This is a genomic window from Phytopseudomonas seleniipraecipitans, from assembly GCF_900102335.1.
Classification (GTDB): domain Bacteria; phylum Pseudomonadota; class Gammaproteobacteria; order Pseudomonadales; family Pseudomonadaceae; genus Aquipseudomonas; species Aquipseudomonas seleniipraecipitans.
On the sequence record NZ_FNBM01000010.1, the window covers coordinates 47,797 to 70,856 of the forward strand.

The 23,060-nt window shown below is 63.4% G+C and carries 22 protein-coding genes; 17 read left to right on the plus strand and 5 right to left on the minus strand.

Annotated features, from left to right (window positions below; genetic code table 11):
* The 8 genes from BLS60_RS18610 (at position 1) to BLS60_RS18645 (ending at position 9,274) form a co-directional block, all read left to right on the plus strand.
* On the plus strand, positions 1-660 hold the full coding sequence (locus tag BLS60_RS18610) for an ABC transporter permease (protein ID WP_070882651.1): 660 nt from the start codon (positions 1-3) through the stop codon (positions 658-660).
* 10 nt (positions 661-670) lie between these two features.
* Complete coding sequence (locus BLS60_RS18615; RefSeq protein WP_092371010.1) at positions 671-1,825, plus strand: ABC transporter ATP-binding protein; 1,155 nt, start codon at positions 671-673, stop codon at positions 1,823-1,825.
* A 427-nt stretch (positions 1,826-2,252) separates the two neighbouring features.
* Positions 2,253-2,951 carry a response regulator transcription factor gene (locus BLS60_RS18620; RefSeq protein ID WP_092371013.1) on the plus strand — a complete coding sequence of 233 codons (699 nt, stop codon included), beginning with the start codon at positions 2,253-2,255 and terminating at the stop codon, positions 2,949-2,951.
* Positions 2,948-4,288: a sensor histidine kinase gene (locus tag BLS60_RS18625; protein ID WP_092371016.1), complete on the plus strand. Its 1,341-nt coding sequence runs from the start codon at positions 2,948-2,950 to the stop codon at positions 4,286-4,288. The genes BLS60_RS18620 and BLS60_RS18625 overlap by 4 nt, the downstream gene beginning before the upstream one ends.
* Positions 4,289-4,378: 90 nt before the next feature.
* Entirely contained in the window at positions 4,379-6,334 is a 1,956-nt protein-coding gene (locus tag BLS60_RS18630) for a TonB-dependent receptor domain-containing protein (RefSeq protein ID WP_092371019.1), read from the plus strand.
* Positions 6,334-7,464, plus strand: a complete 1,131-nt coding sequence (locus BLS60_RS18635) for an ABC transporter substrate-binding protein (protein ID WP_244153439.1) — start codon at positions 6,334-6,336, stop codon at positions 7,462-7,464. The genes BLS60_RS18630 and BLS60_RS18635 overlap by 1 nt, the downstream gene beginning before the upstream one ends.
* A 47-nt stretch (positions 7,465-7,511) precedes the next feature.
* The gene (locus BLS60_RS18640; RefSeq protein ID WP_083328716.1) at positions 7,512-8,510 is read left to right on the plus strand and encodes a FecCD family ABC transporter permease; all 999 of its coding nucleotides are present in this window, start codon (positions 7,512-7,514) and stop codon (positions 8,508-8,510) included.
* A complete protein-coding gene (locus tag BLS60_RS18645) occupies positions 8,507-9,274 on the plus strand; it encodes an ABC transporter ATP-binding protein (RefSeq protein ID WP_092371022.1) in 768 nt (255 codons plus the stop codon). Before BLS60_RS18640 ends, BLS60_RS18645 begins: the two co-directional genes overlap by 4 nt.
* A 41-nt stretch (positions 9,275-9,315) precedes the next feature.
* Here the strand turns inward: BLS60_RS18645 and BLS60_RS18650 are convergent, their stop codons facing one another.
* The gene (locus BLS60_RS18650) at positions 9,316-9,675 is read right to left on the minus strand and encodes a cupin domain-containing protein (RefSeq protein WP_070882659.1); all 360 of its coding nucleotides are present in this window, start codon (positions 9,673-9,675) and stop codon (positions 9,316-9,318) included.
* A 250-nt stretch (positions 9,676-9,925) separates the two neighbouring features.
* Between BLS60_RS18650 and BLS60_RS18655 the strand changes: the two genes are divergently transcribed.
* Both BLS60_RS18655 and BLS60_RS18660 read left to right on the plus strand, forming a co-directional pair.
* Entirely contained in the window at positions 9,926-11,419 is a 1,494-nt protein-coding gene (locus BLS60_RS18655; protein WP_092371025.1) for an aldehyde dehydrogenase, read from the plus strand.
* A gap of 96 nt (positions 11,420-11,515) precedes the next feature.
* Positions 11,516-12,658, plus strand: a complete 1,143-nt coding sequence (locus tag BLS60_RS18660; RefSeq protein WP_092371028.1) for an MFS transporter — start codon at positions 11,516-11,518, stop codon at positions 12,656-12,658.
* A gap of 152 nt (positions 12,659-12,810) precedes the next feature.
* Here BLS60_RS18660 and BLS60_RS18665 read toward each other — a convergent pair whose 3' ends face one another.
* On the minus strand, positions 12,811-14,376 hold the full coding sequence (locus BLS60_RS18665; RefSeq protein ID WP_092371031.1) for a phospholipase D family protein: 1,566 nt from the start codon (positions 14,374-14,376) through the stop codon (positions 12,811-12,813).
* Between the two features lie 47 nt (positions 14,377-14,423).
* Complete coding sequence (locus BLS60_RS18670) at positions 14,424-15,857, minus strand: aminotransferase-like domain-containing protein (RefSeq protein ID WP_092371034.1); 1,434 nt, start codon at positions 15,855-15,857, stop codon at positions 14,424-14,426.
* A gap of 178 nt (positions 15,858-16,035) precedes the next feature.
* Here BLS60_RS18670 and BLS60_RS18675 point away from each other — a divergent pair, with 178 nt between their 5' ends.
* Positions 16,036-16,278, plus strand: a complete 243-nt coding sequence (locus tag BLS60_RS18675) for a YjiS-like domain-containing protein (RefSeq protein WP_092371037.1) — start codon at positions 16,036-16,038, stop codon at positions 16,276-16,278.
* Between the two features lie 72 nt (positions 16,279-16,350).
* On the opposite strand, the gene BLS60_RS18680 is transcribed toward BLS60_RS18675, so the two are convergent.
* Complete coding sequence (locus tag BLS60_RS18680) at positions 16,351-17,664, minus strand: NAD(P)/FAD-dependent oxidoreductase (RefSeq protein ID WP_092371040.1); 1,314 nt, start codon at positions 17,662-17,664, stop codon at positions 16,351-16,353.
* 163 nt (positions 17,665-17,827) lie between these two features.
* Between BLS60_RS18680 and BLS60_RS18685 the strand changes: the two genes are divergently transcribed.
* On the plus strand, positions 17,828-18,181 hold the full coding sequence (locus BLS60_RS18685; protein ID WP_070882666.1) for a YkgJ family cysteine cluster protein: 354 nt from the start codon (positions 17,828-17,830) through the stop codon (positions 18,179-18,181).
* A gap of 18 nt (positions 18,182-18,199) precedes the next feature.
* Here the strand turns inward: BLS60_RS18685 and BLS60_RS18690 are convergent, their stop codons facing one another.
* Complete coding sequence (locus BLS60_RS18690) at positions 18,200-18,688, minus strand: winged helix-turn-helix transcriptional regulator (protein WP_070882667.1); 489 nt, start codon at positions 18,686-18,688, stop codon at positions 18,200-18,202.
* 154 nt (positions 18,689-18,842) lie between these two features.
* On the opposite strand from BLS60_RS18690, the gene dadA reads away from it, so the two are divergent.
* From dadA to BLS60_RS18715, 5 genes are all read left to right on the plus strand, one after another.
* The gene (gene dadA / locus BLS60_RS18695) at positions 18,843-20,141 is read left to right on the plus strand and encodes a D-amino acid dehydrogenase (RefSeq protein WP_092371043.1); all 1,299 of its coding nucleotides are present in this window, start codon (positions 18,843-18,845) and stop codon (positions 20,139-20,141) included.
* Positions 20,116-20,466, plus strand: a complete 351-nt coding sequence (locus BLS60_RS18700) for a RidA family protein (protein WP_092371046.1) — start codon at positions 20,116-20,118, stop codon at positions 20,464-20,466. Before dadA ends, BLS60_RS18700 begins: the two co-directional genes overlap by 26 nt.
* A 189-nt stretch (positions 20,467-20,655) precedes the next feature.
* Positions 20,656-21,729 carry an alanine racemase gene (alr, locus tag BLS60_RS18705; protein WP_092371049.1) on the plus strand — a complete coding sequence of 358 codons (1,074 nt, stop codon included), beginning with the start codon at positions 20,656-20,658 and terminating at the stop codon, positions 21,727-21,729.
* Between the two features lie 96 nt (positions 21,730-21,825).
* Complete coding sequence (locus tag BLS60_RS18710; RefSeq protein WP_092371052.1) at positions 21,826-22,374, plus strand: cupin domain-containing protein; 549 nt, start codon at positions 21,826-21,828, stop codon at positions 22,372-22,374.
* A 177-nt stretch (positions 22,375-22,551) separates the two neighbouring features.
* Positions 22,552-22,974: a c-type cytochrome gene (locus tag BLS60_RS18715; protein WP_092371055.1), complete on the plus strand. Its 423-nt coding sequence runs from the start codon at positions 22,552-22,554 to the stop codon at positions 22,972-22,974.
* The last annotated feature ends 86 nt before the right edge of the window (positions 22,975-23,060 follow it).

Consider the following 23,060-nt stretch of genomic DNA (forward strand, 5'->3'; position numbering starts at 1 on the left):
ATGGATTTCATGACCGCTTTCCAACATATCGACTGGGCGCAGGTCGTCAGCCTGACCGGCGAGCACATTGCCCTGGTCGGCGTTGCCGTGGGCCTGGCGATCATCATCGGCGTGCCGCTGGGCATCCTGATGACCCGCTTCCCCTGGCTCGCCGGGCCGCTGCAGGGCGCCGCTACCGTGGTGCTGACGCTGCCGGCCATTGCCCTGTTCGGCCTGCTGCTGCCGTTCTATTCGCAGTTCGGCCAAGGCCTCGGGCCGCTACCTGCCGTCACCGCGGTGTTCCTGTACTCGCTGCTACCGATCCTGCGCAACACCTACCTGGCGCTGAGCAGCGTCGAGCCGGGTATCCGCGAGGCGGGTAAAGGCATCGGCATGAGCTTCTGGCAGCGCCTGCGCATGGTCGACCTGCCCATCGCCGTGCCGGTGATTCTGGCGGGTGTGCGCACCGCGGTGGTGATGAACATCGGCGTGATGACCATCGCCGCCACCATCGGCGCCGGCGGCCTGGGCGTGCTGATTCTCACGGCCATCAGTCGCAGCGACATGGCCACCCTTTTCGTCGGCGCGGTGCTGGTGAGCGTGCTCGCCATCGTTGCCGACCTGTTTTTGCAGTGGCTGCAGAAAACGCTCACTCCCCGTGGCCTGAAAGCCGCTCGCTGAGGAACCGAACATGATTGAACTCGACAAGCTGACCAAGAAATTCCACCAGAAGGGCAAAGATGTCGTTGCCGTTAACGAAGTCAGCCTGACCGTCGACGAGGGACAGATTTGCGTGTTCCTCGGCCCGTCCGGCTGCGGCAAGAGCACCACCCTGAAGATGATCAACCGGCTGATCAAACCGACCTCCGGGCGTGTGCTGATCAACGGTGAAGACACCACCGGCATCGACGAAGTGACCTTGCGCCGCAACATCGGCTATGTGATTCAGCAGATTGGTCTGTTCCCCAACATGACCATCGAAGAGAACATCACCGTGGTGCCCAAGCTGCTCGGCTGGGACAAGAAACGCTGCCACGAACGCGCGGTCGAGCTGATGAGCATGGTGCAGCTGGAACCCAAACAGTACCTGTCGCGTTACCCGCGCGAGCTGTCCGGCGGCCAGCAGCAGCGTATCGGGGTGATCCGCGCCCTGGCCGCGGATGCACCGGTGCTGCTGATGGACGAGCCGTTCGGCGCGGTGGACCCGGTCAACCGCGATGCCATCCAGAACGAGTTCTTCCAAATGCAGCGGGCGCTAAACAAGACGGTGATCATGGTCAGCCACGACATCGACGAAGCCATCAAGCTGGGCGACAAGATCGCCATCTTCAAGGACGGCGCTCTGCTCCAGTACGATCACCCGGATACATTGCTGGCACACCCGGCGGACGATTTCGTCAGCGGCTTCGTCGGCCAGGACAGCACCCTCAAGCGCCTGCTGCTGATTCGCGCCGAAGACGCTGCCGACAACGCACCTTCGGTGCTGCCGGACACTGCTGTCGCCGATGCGCTGGAGCTGATGGAAGAGCATGACCGCCGTCACGTGGTGGTGACCGATGCGCAGAAAAAGGCCCAGGGCTATATCCGCCGTCGCGACCTGCGCGGGCAGAGCGGGGCGGTGCAGCCGTTCCTGCAGACTTTCAATGCCACTGCGGCCCACGATGAACACCTGCGCATCCTGCTGTCGCGCATGTACGAGTTCAACCGCTCCTGGCTGCCGGTGCTCAGTGCCGACAACGACTTCCTCGGCGAAGTTACCCAGGAATCCATCGCCGACTACCTCAGCTCCGGCCGCTCGCGGGGCAAGAGCAGCATCGTCTCGCCGGCGGAGCAGGTCGCGGTCTAAACACAGTGGTAGGGCCCTGCCTTGGGGCCCCGTGATCGTGGTCGCTGGGGAACCACGGTACGGCACCATTCGCCACGTGGGCGCGGCCCCTACACGGTCTTGAGCATCAGCACTCTGTAGGAGCTCCGACCTCGGGGCGAAGCGATTGCGGCCATACTGCAAAATAGCGTCATGCACACCATCGTCGCGGGAGCGCGGCTCCCACATGTTCTTGCGCATCGCAACTATGTAGGAGCTCCGACCTCGGGGCGAAACAATTGCGGCTGCTCAGCGAAACTAAACGTATGTCTGCCATCGTTCCTCAAAGGGGCTTAGCTGCAATGGCTTGGCCTCCCTACGATGCCATTACCACTCTGTCGCAACTCGCGTAATCTATCTGAGAATTATTATCTTTGATGGGTGCCGCTCTCGGCCCCTGGGAGCGGCAATGTCGGCCAGCCTGGCACGCATTCTGATCATCGAGGACGACCGTACCTTGTGCGCACAGCTTGGTGAGCTGCTGCGCGGGCAGGGATATGCCACTAGCTCAAGTAACTTGGGCGAAGCGGGGCTCGGCATGGCGATCAGCGATGCGCCGGATCTGGTGCTATTGGACGTGCTGCTGCCGGATCTCAATGGCTTTTCCGTTCTGCGCCGCCTGCGTGAGCACCAGCAGACGCCAGTGATCATGCTGACCGCCTGTGGCGCCGAGGAAGAACGCATTCGTGGCCTGCGTCATGGCGCCGATGATTACCTGCCCAAACCTTTCAACATCACCGAGCTGCAACTGCGCATCGACGCCGTGTTGCGGCGTACCCGGGTGACCGACAGCGTGCGCCCGGCGGATGCGCAGCAACTGCAGATCGACGAATTGCGCCTCGAACGTCATTCCCAGCGGGTCACGGTCAACGAGCGCGAGGTCGGCCTCACGCCGATCCAGTTTCGTGTGCTCTGGCATTTGGTCAGTCACCGTGGTGAAGCGCTCAGCAAGCCCTACCTGTATCGCACGGTGCTGGAACGCGATTACAGCAGCTACGACCGTAGCCTGGACATGCACATCAGCCGCATACGCCGGTTGCTGGGAGAGGCGGGCCTGGCGACAGATCGCCTGCAGACCCTGCATGGCCGGGGTTACGTATTCCAATGAACCGGCGCCTGTTCTGGAAACTGTGCATCGTCATCGCCGTGGGCAGCGTCGGGCTGTTCTGGATCATCGCCCGGGTCGCCTGGCAGACCGAGGAGCGCATGAGCTTTATCGATGCCGAGCACCAGCGCACCCTGCGCCATTACGGCGAGCAGGCCGAGTCGCTGTATCGCGGTGGTGATCACCAGGCGTTGGAGCGCTGGCTCAACACGCTGCAGCAGCAGGAGCAGACTTGGGCTGCCGTGGTACAAGCCGAGGTGCGCCCGCTGGTTGGCGAGTTGTCGCCACGGTTTCTCGAGGGTTTCGGCCTGGGCCGTGATGTCAGCTGGAAGATCCATCTGTACTTCGCTGAAAACCCGATCATGGATATTCCCTTCAGTGATCGCAGTGCCAGCTTTCTCATCCAACTGCCTCAGCGTATGCGCCCCGGCCTGAACTGGCACTACGCCAAACTGCTGCTGCAACTGGTGGTGCCGCTGGTGTTGCTGCTGATCGTCTGCCTGGTGCTGTACCGCCATCTGATGCAGCCGTTGCGGCGGCTGGAACAGGCCACCCGGCAGTTCAGCGACGGCCGCTACGACGTACGAGTGCGCTCGCTGCTCGGTTCGCGCAACGATGAGCTGGCCAGCCTGGCGGATACCTTCGACGCCATGGCCGAGCGCACCGGGCAATTGATCATCGACCAGCGTCAGCGTCTGGCGGACATGTCCCACGAATTGCGTACGCCGCTGACCCGCATCGAAATGGCGGTCAGCCTGGCCGAGCAGGGCGCTGACAGCCGCGTGCTGCTCGAGCGCATCCGTGACGATTGCAACGGCATGCGCCAGTTGGTCGAGGATGCCTTGACCCTCAGTTGGCTGGAGAACGAGCGCCCGCAATTGCGTGACGAAACCCTCGACCTCACCGAGCTGCTCGACAGCATTCTCGACGACGCGCGCTTCGAGTATCCGGACCGCCAGCTGCTGGCGCATCTGCCGGGGCAGGCGGTGCTGGCCGGCAGCAGCCATCGCGCGCTGGGGCAGGCCATCGAGAACGTGGTGCGCAATGCCCTCGACCACACGCCGCCAGGTGGAGTGGTCGAGGTCGACCTGCAGGCCGACAAGCAAGCCTGGCAGTTGCAGATTCGTGACCAGGGCCCGGGCGTTGACGAACAGTGGCTAGAGCGGATCTTCCAGCCGTTCTTCCGGGCGGGCAGCGAGCGTGCCGGTTACGGCCTCGGATTGGCGCTGGCGCAGCGGCAGATTCGCGCCACCGGTGGCAACATCCGGGCGAGCAATCGTGAGAGCGGTGGTCTGCAGATGACCATTTGCCTGCCGCAGCAGCCGAACGGCCAGTCGTAACAGTTGTAAAAGTTGTACATCCCCAGCGCTGTATTCGATAAGAATTTGCAAATACGAAATATTTGCATCTTTCTTGGGGAGGGATCATTCATGCACCGTTGTCCGTACCGTCTGTCACTGCTGGGCGCCATGGTCGCTGGCAGTTTTCTGGGCCATGCCCAGGCGCAGAACGCTGATTCGTCGCTGGAGCTGGCGCCCAGTTCGGTGACGGCGGTGGCCAGCGAGCGCGCTGAAACGGTTGAGGTTGAGCAGATCCAGCGCTTGCAGGCCAACGACCTGCAGGATGTCTTCGAAACCAACCCCGAGGTTACCGTCGGCGGCGGTGCGGGCATCGCCCAGAAGCTTTACCTGCGCGGCTTTGAAGACACCCAGTTGAACATCACCATCGACGGCGCCAGCCAGGCCGGGCAGACCTTTCACCACACCGGGCGCATCGGTATCGAGCCTGAGCTGCTCAAGCGCGCCGAGGTGCAGGCCGGTACCGGCGACGCCACCGCAGGCCCGGGTGCGCTGGGCGGCTCCATCCGTTTCGTGACCAAAGACCCGGACGATCTGTTGCGCGAGGGTGAGTCCTTTGGCGCGTTGGTCAAGGGCGGATACTTCAGCAACGGCGAAGGCTACAAGAGCAGCACCAGCCTGTATGGCCGCTTCAACGAGAACTGGTCGGCGCTGGCGGTGGCCAGTTATCAGGATCAGAACGATTACGAGGACGGCAACAACGACGACGTGCTGGGTACCGGCGCGCGGCAGAAGCTCGGCTTCACCAAGCTGGTGGGCAAGCTCAGCGAGTCCCAGACCCTGCGTCTGAGCTATGAGCAGCGCACCGACGACGGCGAGCGCAGCCAGCGCCCACAATGGATTCCCAGCGGCTTCAACCGCCTGTATCCGATGCGCAGCGAGCGGGAGACCTGGACGCTCAACTACGCCTTCAAGCCGCTGGACAACGACCTCGTCGATGTCGAGCTGACCACCTTCCATAACGAAGTCGAGCTGCAGCAGGACGGGCGTTTCGGCCTGTACTTCGGAGGCACACGCAGCAGCGGTTTCGACCTGCGCAACACCAGCCACTTGGGGCGTCACACGCTGACCTACGGCGTCGATTATCGCGACGACCGCGGTACTCTCGGCCCTGCGGGCAATCGTGAAGAGACCAGCGAAGATGGCAGCATCCTCGGCCTCTATGTGCAGGACAGCCTGCAACTGACCGAGCGCCTGCAGATCGGTGCCGGCCTACGCTACGACCGTTACAAGCTCGATGATCGTGACGACCAGCGTTTCCGCGAAGACGGCGTCAGCCCCAACCTCAGCGCGCGCTATGCGCTGACCCCTGAGCTGACCCTGCTCGCCGGCCATACCCGTGCCCTGCGTGGCCCGCAAGTGCGCGATGCCTTCAAGATGGACTCCTCGCGCAATGACCCGAACACCAAGGCCGAGCGCGCTCGCACCAGCGAGGTCGGTTTCGAGTATCGGCTGGCCAGTTGGGAGCTGTCCGGCAAACTCTACGAGACCCGCATCAAGGACGCCGTCGCCGACCCCATCGGCGCGCCCAACGTCTACGGCAACATCGGTGACCTGAAGAGCGATGGCGTGCTGCTGCAGACCACCTATCACTGGCAGCGCGTAAGTGCCGGCTTGAGCTATCACCACAACAATGCCCGGCTCGATGGGCGTCGCCTGAACGTCTACGAACACAACGGCCAGGGCACCAGCCTTGGCGACACTTGGACGACCTTCGCCGATTACCGCGCCACCGAGGACCTCACGGTTGGCTGGCAGGGCCGTTTCGTGGAGAGCATCGACTCGTTGCACACCGGGGAGGGGACGGTGAGCAAACCGGGGTATGGCGTGCATGACCTGTACGCGGAGTGGTTGCCGTTGGCGGCCGACCGCCTGACCTTGACTCTGACCCTGAAGAACCTGTTCGACAAGCAGTACTTGGATCACGCCAGCAACGAAGACTTCACTCACATTCCCGACTTCGAGGGTGTACGTGGTTCCTATGAGCCAGGTCGTGAAGTGCGCCTCGGTGTGGCGCTGCGCATCTGATGGGTTGGTCGATCCGTGCGACCGGTGTGATGTCGGGCGTTTTGCTCATCTTGCTGGCACTGCAGTCCACCTTGGCTAACGCCGGGCAGGTGCTCACCGATATCGCCGGGCGTCAAGTCGAGGTGCCCGCGCAGGTGCAGCGTATCGTCCTCGGCGAGGGGCGCCTGTTGCCGGTGCTGGGAATTCTCGAGGGCCAGCAGGTGCTCGACCGTCTGGTGGGTATGCCGGCTGACCTGGCGCTGATTGATCCCGGCACTGACCGGCAGTACCGCGAAGCCTTTCCGGCGTTGCAGCAGGTGCCGCGCATTGGCCAGGGCTCGGCCGATACCTTCAGCCTGGAACAGGTGCTGAGCCTGGCGCCGGATCTGGCGATCTTCAGCCTGTCCGGCCATGGCCCCGGCAGCCACCAGCAGCGTCTTACCGAGCAGTTGCAGCGTGCTGGTGTCGCGGTGTTGTTCGTCGATTTCCGCGAGCAGCCGCTTGTGAATACCCCGTTGAGCATCCGCCTGCTCGGTCAGGCCCTGGGGCGCGAAGCGCGTGCAGAGGCATTCGTCGCCGCCCACGCCAGGGCGCTCGCCGCTGTCAGCGATGCGTTGCCCGGCCTGCCCGGCGCTCTGGTGTTCCTGCATAGCCGAGCCGGGCTGGGCGATGGCTGCTGCGAAAGCATGGCGCGCGGCATGCTCGCCGGCCTGCTGGAAGCTGCTGGTGGTCGTAGCCTGGCAACGGACTATCTGCCGGGGCATGCCGGTGTGTTGAGTCTCGAATTGCTGCTCAGCCAGCCGGTGGATCATTACGTGGCCAGCGCGGTGGGCTCGGCGAACAGCCTGGCCGAGGGCGCGCCTTACATTGCTCTGGGGCCTGGCGTGCAAGCCGAGCCGGCCCGCGAGTCGTTGCAGCGATTGGTCAGCAAGGGCGGCATCCGCCACCTGGCGGCGATCCGCAATGGACAGACCCATGCCATCTGGCACGGTTTCTACAACAGCCCCTTCAATGTGGTGGCGGTGCAGGTATTCGCCCGCTGGCTGTATCCCGACGTATTCGCCGACCTCGACCCTCAAGCCACGCTCGCGCAGTTGTACGCCGAGTTTCAGCCGGTGCCGCTGCAGGGCACCTACTGGATCAGCCTGTGAGTGCCAGCGAACTGCGCCTTCGTTATCGGCGATTGGCCTGGCGCCGGATGCTCTGCCTGGGAATTCTGACGATGCTGCTCGGCGCGTCCTTCGTCAGCGACCTGGCCACGGGGCCGGCGGGCCTCGGCTGGTGGCAGGTGCTGCAGGGGCTGCTGCAGCCGGAAACCCTGGCACCAGCGCAGTGGGTGATCATTCACGAAGTGCGCGTGCCGTACGCATTGATGGCGCTGGTAGTCGGCGCCAGCCTGGGGCTGGCCGGTGCGGAAATGCAGACCGCCTTGAACAACTCCCTGGCCAGCCCATTCACCCTGGGCGTTGGCGCCGCCGCAACACTGGGCGCATCGCTGGTCATCGTGTTCAGCCCGTCGCTTGGCAGCCTGGGACAGCAGGTGCTGCTACCGCTGGCGGCGTTCGTCTGTGCCTTGCTCGCCTGCCTGTTGCTGCTACTGATGGCGCGCCTGCTCGGCCCGGCGCTGCACACCCTGGTGCTGTTTGGGATTGCCCTGTTGTTCGGGCTCAACGCGCTGGTCGGCATGTTGCAGTTTCTGGCCAGCGCCGACGCCTTGCAGCAGATCGTCTTCTGGACGCTGGGCAGCCTGGCGCGTGCTGATCTGCAGCGAGTCGCGCTGGTCGCCGGGGTGCTGTCGCTTTGCCTGCTGTGGGCCATGAGCCAGGCCTGGGCGATGACCACCTTGCGAGCAGGGGAGGAGCAGGCGCGCAGCCTGGGCATTCGTGTCGAACGCCTGCGCGCATTGGCGCTGCTGCGGGTCAGCCTGCTGACCGGGGTGGCGACGGCGTTCGTTGGTGAGGTGGGCTTTGTCGGCTTGGTCGGGCCTCATGTGGCGCGCCTGCTGCTCGGGGAGGATCACCGCTTCTTCCTGCCCGGCAGCGCCCTGGCCGGCGCCTTGCTGTTGTCATTGGCATCGCTGGCCAGCCGCGCCTTGCTGCCCGGTGTCATCTTGCCGGTCGGCCTGGTGACCGCAGTGGTCGGTGTGCCGCTGTTCGTGGCGTTGATCCTGGCCCGTGGGCGGAGCGTGAGTGGATGAGCCTGCTGATTCGTAACCTGCGCCTGGCTCACGGCAAACGGTTGGTGCTTGATAACCTCAGCCTGGAACCTATCGAACCCGGCGCCATGGTGGCGGTGTTGGGCCCGAACGGGGTAGGCAAGTCGACCCTGATCCGCGCCCTGGCGGGTATGCAGAAGGCAACAGGGGAGGCGCGATTGGGCGACCAGGCGCTGCTTGGCATTGCGCCCTGGCGACAGCGCGCGCGGGTCGGCTATCTGCCGCAACACCTGCCCCAGGCGACCTCGCTGCTGGCGTATGAGTTGCTGCAGGGCGCTTGCCGGGCCCGCGGCGCAGCAGGGGATACGGACGCTCGCATTTCCGCCGTGCTGTCACGGCTGGGTATCGAGTCGCTGGCGTTGCGGCGCCTCAGTGAGCTGTCCGGCGGGCAGCGCCAGTTGGTTGGGCTGGCCCAGGTGCTGGTCAGCGAGCCACGTCTGTTATTGCTCGACGAGCCTACTAGCGCCCTGGATCTGCGCTGGCAGTTGCGGGTGCTGCAGGTGGTGCGTGAACTCACTCAGGAGCAAGGCGGCATCGCCATAGTCGCCTGCCATGACCTCAACCTGGCGCTGCGCCATTGTGATCGCCTGCTGTTGCTGGCGCCCGGCGGCCACTATCGGCTGGGCACGGCAGATCAGGTGCTGGATGCCGACTGGCTACGGCTGGCCTATGGCGTCGAGGCGCGTATCGAGCTTTGCTCCGCCGGCTGGCCGCTGGTGCTGGCGGATCGAGCCGTAACCGGTTAGCGGAACGGCCGCGGGTTCTGCGCTGCAGTCAGCGGCGAAGCTCAGGCCTGCTCGAAGATCACGTACACCTTGCGGCAATGCTCCAGCACCTCCCAGGTGCCGACGAAGCCGGCCGGGATCACGAAGCGGTCGCCGGCGCGCACGGTCTTGGCGTTGCCATCGCCGTCGCGCAGCACGGAAACGCCCTGGAGAATTTCGCAGTATTCGTGTTCGCTGTAGCTCACCGTCCACTGGCCGATATCGCCTTCCCAAACGCCGGCATTGAACTGGTTGCAGGGGCTGGCGTAGTGGTTGCGTACCTGCTGCTGCGGGTCGCCCTTGAGAATTTTTTCCGGGGCCGGGCGGTAGCTTTCGGGGCTGCCGTTACCCTGGTTGAAATCAACGATGGTGTGGATAGTCATGATCGTTTCCGTGGTCAGTCCAAGAGCCAGCAGTGATGATCCCATGCCTGACCGCAGGCCGGGGCAACGCGACGTAACGATTTGCTCGAGGTCATGTTTAATAAAATGAACGCCACGAGGCGATTTCGAGACGAAGTGTCAAGAATATTGAAAATCCAACGGGCAGTGGTTTAGTGTGAGCCACAGTTTTTCGGCCTGTTCAGGGCCTATCAAGGTGCCAGGCACCTTCACCGACTAAGAGGATGATCAGATGACGCGTTTGACTCGTGCCGACTGGGAACAGCGTGCCAAGGATCTGAAGATCGAAACCCGCGCCTTTGTGCAGGGCGACTATCAGCCTGCCCAAGGTGGCGCAACCTTCGAGTGCCTCAGCCCGGTCGATGGCCGAGTGCTGGGCCAGGTCGCCAGTTGCGACCTGGCCGATGCCGAGCTGGCGGTGAAGTCGGCGCGCGCTGCCTTCGATTCCGGCGTGTGGTCGCGTATCGCGCCGGCCAAGCGCAAGCAGACGATGATCCGTTTCTCCGAGCTGTTGCTGGCCAATGCCGAGGAGCTGGCGCTGCTGGAAACCCTCGACATGGGCAAGCCGATCAGCGACTCGCTGAACATCGACGTGCCCGGGGCCGCCAACGCCATTCGCTGGAGCGCCGAGGCGATCGACAAGGTTTACGACGAAGTCGCGCCGACGCCGCATGACCAATTGGGTCTGGTGACTCGTGAGCCGGTCGGCGTCGTGGCTGCCATCGTGCCGTGGAACTTCCCGCTGATGATGGCTTCCTGGAAACTTGGCCCGGCGCTGGCCACCGGTAACTCGGTAATTCTCAAGCCGTCCGAAAAGTCCCCGCTGACTGCAATTCGCATCGCTGCCCTGGCCATCGAAGCCGGTATTCCGGCTGGCGTGTTCAACGTGTTGCCCGGTTATGGGCACACGGTGGGCAAGGCATTGGCGCTGCACATGGACGTCGATACCCTGGTGTTTACCGGCTCCACCAAGATTGCCAAGCAACTGATGATCTACGCAGGCGAGTCGAACATGAAACGCGTGTGGCTGGAGGCGGGCGGCAAGAGCCCCAACATCGTTTTCGCCGACGCACCGGATCTGCAGGCCGCGGCCGAATCCGCAGCCAGTGCCATCGCCTTCAACCAGGGTGAAGTGTGCACCGCGGGTTCGCGCCTGCTGGTGGAGAACTCCATCAAGGAGCGCTTCCTGCCGATGGTGGTCGAGGCGCTGCAAGGCTGGAAGGCCGGCAACCCGCTGGACCCGGACACCAACGTCGGCGCCCTGGTCGATACCCAGCAGATGAACACCGTGCTCGGCTATATCGAAGCCGGCCACAAGGATGGCGCCAAGCTGGTAATTGGCGGCAAGCGCACTCTGCAGGAAAGCGGCGGCACCTATGTCGAGCCGACCATCTTCGACGGCGTGACCAATGCGATGACCATCGCCCGCGAGGAAATCTTCGGGCCGGTGCTCTCGGTAATCGGTTTCGACAGCGCCGAGCAGGCCGTGCAGATCGCCAACGATACCGTCTACGGCCTGGCTGCAGCGGTGTGGACGGCGGACATCTCCAAGGCGCACCTGACTGCCCGCGCACTGCGTGCTGGCAGCGTGTGGGTCAACCAATACGACGGCGGCGACATGACCTCGCCATTCGGTGGTTTCAAGCAGTCGGGCAACGGCCGTGACAAGTCGCTGCATGCGTTCGACAAGTACACTGAGCTGAAATCGACCTGGATCAAACTCTGATCCTGCCTGAGTAGGCCTGCCTGCGGGCTGGTCTGAGTAACCCAGCGGCCGGGCTCCATGGAGCCCGGCCGCTGTGCTTTAGCTGTGGAGTCAGTGATGCGTTGGGGTACCTATTTCGCCGTGTGCGCGGCGGTGATCAGTATCGGCCTGGCCATGGGCACCACCATGCCGCTGGTGTCGTTACGGCTGGAGAGTTGGGGCTACGGCTCGTTCGCCATTGGCATCATGGCAGCTACGCCGGCGATCGGCGTGCTGCTCGGCGCCTCGTTGGCCGGCCGGCTGGCTTCGCGCTGCCCGACGCCGCGGCTGATGCAGCTATGCCTGCTGGTCGGCGCGTTGTCGGTGATCGGCTTGGCGCTGATGCAGCACTACGCGGTGTGGTTGCTGCTGCGCCTGATGCTGGGCGTGACCTTGACGGTGGTGTTCATCCTCGGCGAAAGCTGGATCAACCAGCTGGCAGTGGAAAAGTGGCGCGGCCGCCTGGTGGCGCTGTACGGCACCGGCTATGCGCTGAGCCAGCTGTGTGGGCCTTTATTGCTCAGCTTCCTGGGCACCGAGACGGACCTGGGTTTCTGGTTCGGCGTGACGCTGTTGATTGGCGGTTCGCTGTTGCTGATCGGCCGCACCGGCGCGCCAGTGGTGAGTGCACACAGCGCCTCGGGGCGAGGGTTGTTGGTGTTCTGCCAGCGCATGCCGGCGATTGCCTGGGCGGTGATGCTGTTCGCCGCCTTCGAGGCGATGATGCTCACGCTGTTGCCGATCTACGGGCTGCGCCAGGGTTTTACACAGGAAGTGGCGCTGTTCATGGCCAGCGTGGTGGTGGTCGGCGATGCCGCGTTACAGCTACCGATCGGCCTGCTCGCCGACCGCATCTCGCGGGTCACGCTGTTTCGCGGCTGCGGCGTGGTGCTGCTGTTTTCCAGCCTGGGCATTCCACTGTCGCTGCACACACCGTTGATCTGGCCGGTGCTGGTGCTGTTCGGCGCCAGTGCCGGCGGGCTGTTTACCTTGTCGCTGATTCTGATTGGCGAGCGCTTTCGTGATGATCAACTGGTGCGCGCCAATGCTCACGTGGCCCAGCTGTGGGGCATCGGCTGTCTGATCGGGCCGCTGGCTACAGGCGCGGTCAGCCAGTGGGTCAGCGGCCATGCGCTGCCGGTGCTGATGGCGCTCGGTGCAGCAGTGTTCGTCTGGCTGGCGCGGCGACCTGCTGCCTTCGACGACCGAGTGACGATCTGATCGCAAGGCCGGTAATTCAAGTCAGATGCCCCGCCGCAGCGCGGGGCCAGGCCTGGCGTGTATCGATGGGCTTGGCACATGGCTGACTTGGCCATCAATCGTTGCGTAACCCAGCGCTCTTGCCGCGTAAATGACCTGTCGGCCGGGGCTGGTTAGAGCATCTTCTCCAGCCCGATCACGCGCGCAAACCAAGCATTGAAGCGCCGCCAGCGGTTGCCGGGCTCCTCGTCCAGTACGAAGGCCTCGCCGTCCTGCTCACCGACCCAGACCATGCGCGTGCCATCGCCGTCGGGCTGCAGGCGCACTTCATAGCTGACGGCCGGCTGCATGCCCTGCAGCGCCAGCTCGCGCAGGTAGGCCGCGAGCTCCGGGCTGTCTACCAATACGCCCACTTCGGTGTTCCACAGCACCGAGCGCGGGTCGACATTGAAGGAGCCGACGAAAGATTTCTGCTTGTCGATGACCAGCGCCTTGCTGTGCAGGCTGGAGTCGGAACTGCCGCTGAAGCTGTAGGCGGGCGGTGAGTCGGCACCTGGTTGCCGACGCAATTCGAACAGGCGCATGCCGTGTTCGAGCATTTCCTGGCGATAGGGCGCGTAACCGCCATGCACGGCTGGCACGTCAGTGGCCTCCAGCGCATTGGTCAGCAGGCGGATATCCACGCCCTTGTCGGCCATGCCGACCAAGTACTCCAGGCCGTCCGGCGCCGGGACGAAGTAGGCCGATACCATCACCAAGTCATTTTCCGTAGCTTGAAGATACGGCCCCAGCTGAGTGGTCAGCAACAGGTGCGGGTCGGGTTCGCCGCTGGCCAATACCTTGCTTGGCGCATCCCACAGGGCGATGCCGGGCGCCCAGATCAACTCATCGAGCCAGGTCTGCAGCTTGGGTGTCTGTTGATAGGCGAGCAGGCGCTCGTACAGTTTTGGCTGTTCGACACGGGCAGTTTCCAGGTACTCCTTGAGGTTGCCGCGGGCTTTGTCGAGGGCCTTCTCGTCAGGCTGGCGCCAGACGAATTGCTTGATCGGTTTGCTCAGCGAGCTGTTCCAGTACTGGTCGAAACTCTGCGACAGGTCATGGGCAACCGGGCCGACGGCGAGCATGTCGATGTCGGTGAAATTCATGTTGGGCTCGGCGTCGAAGTACTCGTCGCCCAGGTTGCGGCCGCCAACGATGGCTGCCGCGCTGTCGGCCAGCCATAGCTTGTTGTGCATGCGCCGATGCTGCTGTGAGAGGTTGAGACCGCGGCCGAGCACCCGCGTGACGCCCGTCATGCGCCCCAGGTGCAGCGGATTGAACACGCGGATCTGGATATTCGGGTGCGCTGCCAGCAGCGCGATCTGGTAGTCCTTGCCATCGCTGCTGGTGTCGTCGAGTAGAAAGCGAACCCGTACACCGCGGTCGGCTGCCTGCAGCAATTCCTTGATCAGCGCGCGGGTGCTCAAGCCGTCGTGGACGATGTAGTACTGCAGGTCGAGGCTGTGCTTTGCCGCGCGAATCAGCTCGGCGCGCGCGGCGAAGGCTTCGTTGCTGGCCGGCAGCAGACGAAACCCCGACTGGCCCTGGTGCTCGGCTGCGCGCGCTTGAAGGGCGGCGCCAAACGAAGATTCGGCGGCGGGAAGCGCCTGGCTGGGAACGATAGGCACCTGATTGGAGCAGCCGCCGAGGCCCAGCAAAATGACAAAGAGCGCGCGCACAAGCACAGTTGCAGCCTCCATCGGCTGTCAGGGGATTGCTGATAGGACGCCGCTGCGCTGGAAAAAATTCAGTCTCTAGCGCCGCCAGGCTCCTGCAGCATGGCCGCTACGGTTTCACCGACCTTGCGCACCGCTGCTTCAACCTCGGCGCTGTGCCGCGAGGCGTAATTCATACGCAGGCAATTGCGGTATTTGCCCGCCGCCGAGAAGATGCTGCCGGGCGCGATCTGCACCTTGTACGCAGCCAGTTCGCGGTTCAGCCGCTGGCTGTCGAACCCTTCCGGCATCTCCACCCAGAGCATGAAACCGCCCTGGGGCCGGCTGACCCGTACCGAGGCAGGGAAGTAACGGCTCACCCAATCGTTCATCTGATCCAGGCCGCGCGCATATTGGGCTCGCATGCGCCGCAGGTGCGGCTCGTAATGGCCACCCTCGAGGTACTCGGCGAGCGCCAGCTGGGGCAGTTGCGCTGTGGCGCCGGTACTCATGTACTTCATGTGCAGTACCTGATCGAGATAGCGGCCGGGCGCTATCCAGCCGACCCGGAAGCCCGGTGCCAGGGTCTTGGAGAACGAACTGCAGAGCAGTACGCGGCCGTCGTCATCATAGGACTTGATGGTGCGCGGGCGCGGGTAGTGGTACGCCAGCTCGCCGTACACGTCGTCTTCGATGATTGCCACGTCGTGGCGTTGGGCGAGGGCGAGTAGGGCGCGCTTGTTGGCGTCCGGCATGATGTAGCCCAGTGGGTTGTTGCAGGTCGGGGTGAGCTGAATGGCCTTGATCGGCCACTGTTCCAGCGCCAATTCCAAGGCTTTCAGGTTGATTCCGGTGATCGGGTCGGTGGGCAGCTCGAGGGCCTTCATGCCGAAGCCCTTGAGCGCCTGCATCACGCCATGAAAGCTCGGTGAATCGACGGCGACGATATCGCCAGGCGCACAGATCGCGCGAATCGCTGCAGACAGTGCCTCATGGCAGCCGGTGGTGATGACGATGTCCTCAAAGGACAATTGGCAGCCAGAGCCCACCGCCAGGCGAGCGACCTGCTCGCGCAGGCGCTGGTCGCCGTGGATGCTGCCATAGGTGAGCGTCTGCAGATCCTGCTTGCGGCTCAGCCGCGACAGCGAGCGCAGCAGCGGCTTGAGGGTAGGGCTGTCGATGTCCGGCCGGCCGCGGCCCAGCTGGATGAAGTCGTTGCGCGGCGCAAAGGCGATCTGCTCCAACACCTGATCCCACTGCGAGATATCCACCGGCCGCTGTGGCGCCCGGCTGATTTTCGGCAGCGCCGGTTTATTGCGGCCCTGCGGCACGAAGTAACCCGACTTCGGCTTCGGCTGCGCGAGGCCACGATCTTCCAGGTGCCGGTACGCCTGCTGCACGGTGCTCAGGCTGACACCGTGTTCCTGGCTCAACGCGCGCACCGAGGGCAGGCGGTCACCAGGGCGATACAGCCCCTGTTCGATGCGTTCACCGAGCAGCTCGGCCAGGTTGGTGTAGAGCGTCATGAACAGCGCCTGTATGAACAGAGTAAATCGTTAACCAGTACAGATGGCTGTTCTTCCAGCCATTCAGTTGAGCGTGGTCGTCATCTGTATGGATTTAATTCCCATTTTTTGGATCTGTCATGCTTTTTCAGCGCTTGCCATCATGAGCTCCCATGACCCAACGGTGCAGGAGAGCGAGATGAACGGATTAAGCGATGTGCGGCTGACCCTGAAGCGTAGTGAACTGGACGGCAGCGCGCGCCAGCGTGTGGCGGCGCTGATGCCCGCTCACAATGCGCTGGCCCATCGCTGGAACCTGTTCATGCGCCGCCTGCTGACCCGACGTGCCTTGCTGGAATTGAGCGACGCGCAGTTGCGTGATATCGGCCTGAGCCGCCAGCAGGCCAAACGCGAAGCCACGTTGCCGTTCTGGAAACTCTGAGGCGCATGCATTGCGATACCTGGAGCTGCGGCCCTAGGTATCGCTGCGCTCAACCGCAGGCTACAGGCCGTATCAGGCCAGCTCTTTGAGACGGTGCCAGAGCATGCCCAGGGCCAAGAGTGGCGAGCGCAGGTAACGCCCGCCGGGGAAGGTTAGGTGCGGCACCTTGGCGAACAGCTCGAAACCGCCGCCGGCTTGCCCAGCAATCGCTTCGCCGAGCAGCTTGCCGGCCAGATGCGTGGCGTTGACCCCGTGACCCGCGTAGGCCTGGGCGTAGAACACGTTGGGGTGATCCTGCAGCTGGCCGATCTGCGGCAGGCGATTGGCACCGATGCCGATCATGCCGCCCCACTGGTAGTCGATGCGCACGTCAACGAGTTGGGGGAACACCGCAAGCATCTTCGGCCGCATATAAGCGGCGATGTCGGAAGGATCTCGCCCCGAGTAGTGGCAGGCGCCGCCGAACAGCAAGCGCCTGTCGGCGGAGAGGCGGTAGTAGTCGACGGTCACCCGCTGATCACAGAGCGCCATGTTTTGCGGAATCAACGCGTTGGCCTGCTCCTCGCTCAGCGGCTCGGTGGCGATAATGTAGCTGCCGGCCGCTAATACCTGGCCGCCCAATGTCGGGTTGAGGTCGCGGATATAGGCGTTGCAACCGAGCACCAGCTGCGCCGCGCGCACCACGCCCTGGGCGGTGTGCACGCGCACCTCGTTGCCGTAGTCGATGCGAGTCGCAGGCGAATGCTCGAATACCCGGACACCCAGGCTCTGTGCCGCGGCGGCTTCGCCAAGGGCCAGGTTGAGCGGGTGCAGGTGGCCGGAGCCCATGTCGATCATGCCGCCGACGTAGCGATTAGAACCGACCACCTCGTGCATCTGCTCCGGTTGCAGCAGGCGTAGCTCATGGCGATAGCCGAGGCTGTTCAGTTCGGCTGCGTCTTCAGCGAAGCCGACCAGGTCACGGGGCTTATTGGCCAGGTCGCAGTAGCCCCAGGTCAGGTCGCAGGCAATATCGAACTGCTCGACCCGACGGCGGACGATCTCTACTGCCTCCAGGCCCATCAGTTTCAGTTCCTGCACGCCGCTAGCGCCGATGACTGACTCGAACTGTTCGACGCCATGGCCAACGCCGCGAATCAATTGCCCGCCGTTGCGCCCGCTGGCGCCCCAGCCGACGCGGTGCGCTTCGAGCAGCACCACCGACAAGCCTTTCTGGGCCAGCTCGATTGCCGTATTGAGACCGGAGAATCCACCGCCGACGATGCACACGTCCGCCCGCTGCTCACCCTGCAGCGCCGGAAAGGCGAGCTGCTGATTGACGCTCGCCGCGTAGTAGGACGGAGTATGCTCGGCGCTATGAACCGGCGGGTTGGCTCTGGCGGTCATGTGCGAAATCCTGAGTTCTGTGTGTATAAAAATTGACGAAGCATAAGCGCAGCTTTCGCCTGTCGCCAACCCGTGATGGTGCCGGGAGGATCAGTCGTCGCATCCTATGCCCCGCGCGGACTCGCCTGTACCATGCGCGCCATCCGTTTTTCGAGCCGTGACCATGAGCTGCACCAGCCGCAAGATCGATGTTCTGCGTCGCCAGATTCCACGCTTCGACTGCGTGCCCGGCTGCCACGATTGCTGCGGCCCAGTCACTGCCTCGTCGGAAGAAATGTCACGCCTGCCGCGCAAGACCCGCGCCGAGCAGGATGCCGCCCTGGCCGAGTACAACTGCGTGCACCTCGGCCCCCAAGGCTGCCAGGTGTACGACCAGCGCCCGCTGATCTGCCGCCTGTTCGGCACCACCGCCAGCCTGCCATGCCCTCACGGCCGGGGGCCAGAGCAACCGATCGAGCCCAGCATCGAGCGCCAGGTGCACCAGCTGATTGCCAGCACGCGGCAGGTGCTGGTCTAGCGTCGCGTTACCCGGCGATCATTCCGGCACCGGTAGCGCCAAACTCTCCTTCACCTCTTCCATCACGATATAGCTCTTCGACTCGCGCACGTGGGGTAGCTTGAGGAGGATGTCGCCGAGCAGCTTGCGGTAGCTGGCCATCTCGTTGATGCGCGCTTTCACCAGGTAGTCGAAGTCGCCTGATACCAGGTGGCACTCCAGTACATGGGGCAGCTTGAGCACGGCGCGGCGGAAGTCGTCGAAGGTATCGCCCGACTTATAGTCGAGGCTGATCTCGACGAACACCAGCAGGCTCGCCTTGAGGTTCTGCGGGTTGAGGCGGGCGTGATAGCCCATGATGATGCCCTCGCGCTCCAGACGGCGCACCCGCTCGGTACAGGGTGTGGTCGACAGGCCAACCCGCTCGCCCAGTTCGGTGAAGGAGATACGACCGTCCTCCTGGAGGATGCGCAGGATGTTGCGATCGATCTTGTCCAATTCGCGACGGCTCTGGTGTTGCGTACGCATGCTGGCACCCCTCCATGAAAGGCTGTTTAACCCCGAGTTCTATTCAAATATAGGCTCGTATACAGTGAAAAGCACTGCCATTCACTTTCTATACTGTACGCATCGACTTCTCAAATCGTATTACGCCAGTGCATCGTCGTGGCGAGGAGCAATCATGCGGGTTCTGGTTCTTGGTAGCGGTGTGATCGGCACGGCCAGTGCGTATTACCTGGCGCGTCAGGGCTATGAAGTGGTGGTGGTGGATCGCCAGAATGGCCCTGCCATGGAAACCAGTTTCGCTAACGCCGGTCAGGTATCGCCCGGTTATGCGTCGCCGTGGGCCGCGCCCGGCGTGCCGCTGAAGGCCATCAAGTGGTTGCTGCAAAAGCATGCACCGCTGGCCATCAAAGCCACCGGCGATATTGACCAGTACCTGTGGATGGCGCAGATGCTGCGCAATTGCACCGCCAGCCGTTACGCGGTGAACAAGGAGCGCATGGTGCGGCTGTCCGAGTACAGCCGCGACTGCCTCGACGAGCTACGCGCAGAAACCGGCCTGGCTTATGAGGGGCGCCAGCTTGGCACCACCCAGCTGTTCCGCACCCAGGCGCAGTTGGACAATGCCGCCAAGGACATTGCCGTGCTGGAACGCTCAGGCGTGCCGTTCGAGCTGCTCGACCGCGCTGGTATCGCCAGGGTCGAGCCGGCGTTGGCCAGCGTGACCGACAAGCTAGCCGGAGCGCTGCGCCTGCCCAATGACCAGACCGGCGATTGCCAGATATTCACCCGCAAACTGGCCGAGATGGCGGCCGCACTGGGTGTGCAGTTCCGCTTCGGCCAGACCATCCAACGCCTGGACTTTGCAGGTGACCGCATCAATGGTGTGTGGGTCGACGGCAAGCTGGAAACCGCCGATCGCTACGTGCTGGCGCTCGGCAGCTACAGCCCGCAGCTGCTCAAGCCGCTTGGCGTACGCGCGCCGGTATACCCGCTCAAGGGCTACTCGCTGACAGTGCCAATCACCAGCCCGGACATGGCCCCAACTTCGACCATTCTGGACGAGACCTACAAGGTCGCCATCACCCGTTTTGATCAGCGCATCCGTGTCGGCGGTATGGCCGAGATCGCCGGCTTCGACCTCAGCCTCAACCCGCGTCGGCGTGAGACCCTGGAGATGATCGTTGGTGATCTGTACCCGCAGGGCGGCGACCTGAGCCAGGCGGACTTCTGGACGGGCCTGCGCCCGGCCACCCCGGATGGCACGCCGATCGTTGGTGCAACGCCGTACCGAAACCTGTTTCTGAACACCGGACACGGTACCCTAGGCTGGACCATGGCCTGTGGCTCCGGGCGTTTCCTTGCCGATATCATCGCCAGGAAGCGCCCGCAGATCAGCAGTGAAGGCCTGGATATTTCCCGTTACGGCACAACCAAGGAGTCCAACACGCATGTCCATACAGCGCCTGCGAACTGAACCGCGTCTGAGCGAAATTGTCATCCACAACAGCACCGTCTATTTGGCCGGCCAGCTGGATGAAAACCACAGTGCTGGCATCGAAGCGCAAACCAAAGCGACGCTGGACAGCATCGACGCCTTTCTTGCCGAAGCCGGTACCGACAAGACGCGCATCCTGTCGATCACTATCTTCTTGAAGGACATCGATGACCGCGATGGCATGAATATCGTCTGGGACGCTTGGGTCCCGGCCGGTCATTCACCTGCTCGGGCGTGCGTCGAGGCGAAGCTGTACTCGCCGGACGTGCTGGTCGAAATGACCGTGATTGCTGCTTTACCCTAAGGGGCCGGCTTACGATCTACCGAGATGTTCCGGCTGCAATAATGCAGCAGCAGACACTGTAGGGTGGACGACGCTTCATCCGTCCGCCGCTCTGCGATCGTAATGGTGGACAAAAAGAGCGTTGTCCACCCTACGGGGGAGTGTCTGCTTTCGCCTTAGTAGTGTCTTCTTCCGTTATTCGAGATAACCATGCGTCCCGCCCGTGCCCTGATCGATCTGCAAGCCCTGCGTCACAACTACCAATTGGCCCGTGAACTGTCCGGCGCTCGCGCGCTGGCGGTGGTCAAAGCGGATGCCTACGGGCACGGCGCGGTTCGTTGTGCCAAGGCGTTGCAGCGTGACGCCGATGGCTTTGCAGTCGCGTGTATAGAAGAGGCACTGCAACTTCGCGAGGCGGGCATCAGCGGGCCGATTCTGCTGCTCGAAGGCTTCTTCGAGGCGGTCGAGCTGGCGCTGATCGACCGGCATGACCTGTGGTGCGTGGTGCATGCGCAGTGGCAGATCGAGGCGATCGAGCAGGCGAAGCTGGCGCGTCCACTGACGCTCTGGCTGAAGCTCGACAGCGGCATGCACCGCGTCGGCTTTCACCCGGCCGACTACCAGGCTGCTTACCAGCGTTTGCTGGCCAGTGGCAAGGTGGCGAAGATCGTGTTGATGAGCCATTTCGCCCGTGCCGACGAACTCGACAGCCCGCGCAGTGAGCAGCAACTGGCGGTGTTTCAGGAGGCGCGCCAGGGGCTGGCCGCCGAAGTCAGTCTGCGCAATTCGCCGGCACTGCTTGGCTGGCCGGCGATTCCCAGTGACTGGGTGAGGCCCGGCATCATGCTCTACGGCGCCACTCCGTTCGAGCAGCCCCACGAGGCAGCGTCTCGCCTGCAGCCGGTAATGACGCTGGAGTCGCGAGTGATCAGCGTGCGTGACCTGCCTGCCGGCGAGCCAGTTGGCTACGGGGCGCGGTTCATCAGCGAACGGCCCACCCGCGTGGGCGTGGTCGCCATGGGCTACGCCGACGGTTATCCGCGCCATGCGCCAACCGGCACCCCGGTGCTGGTCGATGGCCAGGCCTCGCGCATCATTGGCCGGGTGTCGATGGACATGCTCACCGTCGACCTCAGCGACGTGCCGGGCGCCAGCCTGGGCAGTCGGGTCGAGTTCTGGGGGCGCAATGTATTGGCCAGTGACATTGCGGCAGCTGCCGAAACCATTCCCTACCAGCTGTTCTGCAACGTGCGCCGTGTGCCATTGATCTACAGCGACGACTAGGCCAGGCTTGTTTCAAGGTGTTCGGACTGTTGTAAATACTGAACACTGTTGCCATGATACGGCCAATTTCCTTGTCTTCTCTGGGGGCATCCTGCATTGGACGTCGGTTTTCGCCTGCAATCCATCCGTAAGCTCAAAGGGCTCTCCCAACGTGAACTCGCCAAACGGGCGGGGGTCACCAACAGCACCATCTCGATGATCGAGAAAAACAGCGTAAGCCCCTCGATCAGCTCGCTGAAGAAGGTGCTGGCGGGCATTCCCATGTCGCTGGTGGAGTTTTTCTCGTTGGAGGCGGAACAGGACAATCAGGTGCAAGTGGTCTATCGCGCCAGTGAGTTGACCGACATCCACAGCGGCGCGATCACCATGAAGCTGATCGGCAAGGCACACCCGAGCCGGGCCATCTCCTTTCTCGATGAAACCTACCCGCCGCACAGCGATACGGGTCTGGAAATGTATGCCCACGAAGGCGAGGAGACCGGCATGCTGGTCGAGGGCCGCCTGGAGCTGACCGTCGGTGACGAAGTGTTCGTTCTTGAGAGCGGCGACAGCTATTATTTCGAGAGCAGCAAGCCCCACCGTTTCCGTAATCCCTTCGATCAACCGGCCCGGTTGATCAGCGCCACCACGCCGGCGAATTTCTAAACCCGCACGTGCCACGCGCTGCATGCGTGGCAATTCGCGCTGCCATTGATCTGTGTCATCGGATGGATAACCCTGAGACAAGTTGGGTCATTTCCGCGATTTTGGCCAGCCGGTATACTGCGCCGGCTTGCGAAACCGTGGTCGCGAGCGTGACTAGCCATCCATGAGGGCAACTGCGTGAACCCAATCAGAAGCATGCTGGCGGTACCGGCAATGGCACTCGCGCTATGGGCTGTGAATGCCCAGGCGACCACCGACGAGGCGATCGCCGAGCGAATCAAACCGGTTGGTCAGGTGTGCATCGCCGGGCAGCAGTGCACAGGCGTCGAGGCGGTTAGCGCAGCGCCCGCGACTGCCGCGCGCAGCGCCGATGATATCGTCGCCAGGCATTGCACCGCGTGCCATACCCCCGGGCTGCTGGGCGCGCCAAAGATCGGCGACAGCGCTGCCTGGAAGGCGCGCGCGGACGAGCAGGGCGGTATGGACGGCGTCCTCGCCAAGGCCATCGAAGGCATCAATGCCATGCCTCCTAAAGGCACCTGTGGCGATTGCTCGGATGACGAATTGCGCGCCGCCATCGAGAAAATGTCCGGCCTGTAACTGCCGATTTTCCAAGGCATAGAGCCGCCCACGGGCGGCTTTGTTGTGTCAGCACGATGACAACATGCAGCAAAAGCGACGAAGCG